Raw genomic sequence first — 1,439 nt, forward strand, 5'->3', positions numbered from 1 at the left:
TGAGACTTCCCATCATTAGAGTAAGATCCCTCAGAGACGATGAGGTAGATAGGTTCGAGGTAGAAGCATGGCAACATGTGCAGCTGACGAATACTAATCGATCGAGGACTTAACTAAAATAAAAAGCGGAATCATCCGCGATTTGATACCACTTGTCAGGTGCATTTCTTATCTAGTTTTCAGGGTATAACCTGAACAATCAAGGATCATGATAGAAAAAGAAAGATATTACTATATTTTTAAAAAAAGACTTGCTTTTAATCGAAAAAATGAATATAATATATCTTGTCCTTGAAAAATAAATATAAAGTCTGGTGACAATAGCGAAGAGGTCACACCTGTTCCCATACCGAACACAGCAGTTAAGCTCTTCAGCGCCGATGGTAGTTGGGTTTTCCCTGCAAGAGTAGGACGTCGCCAGGCATATCGGAGGATTAGCTCAGCTGGGAGAGCACCTGCCTTACAAGCAGGGGGTCGCAGGTTCGAGCCCTGCATCCTCCACCATATGCCGGCCTAGCTCAATTGGTAGAGCAACTGACTTGTAATCAGTAGGTTGGGGGTTCAAGTCCTCTGGCCGGCACCACTTTATAAGTACCGATTCTTATAACTGATAAAACCGTTAACATGAGCCATTAGCTCAGTCGGTAGAGCATCTGACTTTTAATCAGAGGGTCGAAGGTTCGAATCCTTCATGGCTCACCATTTTTGCGGGTGTGGCGGAATTGGCAGACGCGCTAGACTTAGGATCTAGTGTCTTCGGACGTGGGGGTTCAAGTCCCTTCACCCGCACTTTAAATTTGATATATGCGGAAGTAGTTCAGTGGTAGAACACCACCTTGCCAAGGTGGGGGTCGCGGGTTCGAATCCCGTCTTCCGCTCTAGGGATTTAATCATTTAGTTTGCCAAATGATTAAAAGTTTATTCCTTGCCGGGGTGGCGGAATTGGCAGACGCACAGGACTTAAAATCCTGCGGTGGGTTTCCACCGTGCCGGTTCAAGTCCGGCCCTCGGCACCATATAGCGCCCGTAGCTCAATTGGATAGAGTGCTTGACTACGGATCAAGAGGTTAGGGGTTCGACTCCTCTCGGGCGCGCCATATCGGGAAGTAGCTCAGCTTGGTAGAGCACTTGGTTTGGGACCAAGGGGTCGCAGGTTCGAATCCTGTCTTCCCGACCATTTAATATTATCATTTACGGGGCCTTAGCTCAGCTGGGAGAGCGCCTGCTTTGCACGCAGGAGGTCAGCGGTTCGATCCCGCTAGGCTCCACCATTTTGATCTTTGAAAACTGAATCCAAACAACCAAGAAAGTTAAGAAAAAAAGTAAGAAGAAGCTAGTGCTTCAAATGAGAGTAGAACAACTCAACAATTTTATTGAGAGTTTGATCTTGGCTCAGGATGAACGCTGGCGGCGTGCCTAATACATGCAAGTCGAGCGCG

General features: G+C 47.0%; 9 tRNA genes and 3 rRNA genes. All 12 read left to right on the plus strand.

Annotated elements, in window-relative coordinates:
- Positions 1–117: ribosomal RNA gene (locus KQI76_RS11565) — 23S ribosomal RNA — on the plus strand; the annotation flags it as partial.
- A gap of 193 nt (positions 118–310) precedes the next feature.
- A 5S ribosomal RNA gene (gene rrf / locus KQI76_RS11570) occupies positions 311–423 on the plus strand.
- 5 nt (positions 424–428) lie between these two features.
- Positions 429–504 (plus strand) — tRNA-Val (locus tag KQI76_RS11575).
- Between the two features lie 3 nt (positions 505–507).
- A tRNA-Thr gene (locus KQI76_RS11580) sits at positions 508–583 on the plus strand.
- A gap of 43 nt (positions 584–626) precedes the next feature.
- Positions 627–702 (plus strand) — tRNA-Lys (locus KQI76_RS11585).
- Between the two features lie 5 nt (positions 703–707).
- Positions 708–789: transfer RNA gene (locus KQI76_RS11590), tRNA-Leu, on the plus strand.
- 17 nt (positions 790–806) lie between these two features.
- Positions 807–878 (plus strand) — tRNA-Gly (locus KQI76_RS11595).
- A gap of 49 nt (positions 879–927) precedes the next feature.
- Positions 928–1,016: transfer RNA gene (locus tag KQI76_RS11600), tRNA-Leu, on the plus strand.
- 4 nt (positions 1,017–1,020) lie between these two features.
- A tRNA-Arg gene (locus KQI76_RS11605) sits at positions 1,021–1,097 on the plus strand.
- Between the two features lie 3 nt (positions 1,098–1,100).
- Positions 1,101–1,177: transfer RNA gene (locus tag KQI76_RS11610), tRNA-Pro, on the plus strand.
- A gap of 18 nt (positions 1,178–1,195) precedes the next feature.
- Positions 1,196–1,271, plus strand: a tRNA-Ala gene (locus KQI76_RS11615).
- Between the two features lie 98 nt (positions 1,272–1,369).
- Positions 1,370–1,439 (plus strand): 16S ribosomal RNA (locus tag KQI76_RS11620); the annotation flags it as partial.

This window comes from Amphibacillus sp. MSJ-3 (assembly GCF_018919165.1).
Lineage (GTDB): Bacteria > Bacillota > Bacilli > Bacillales > Amphibacillaceae > Amphibacillus.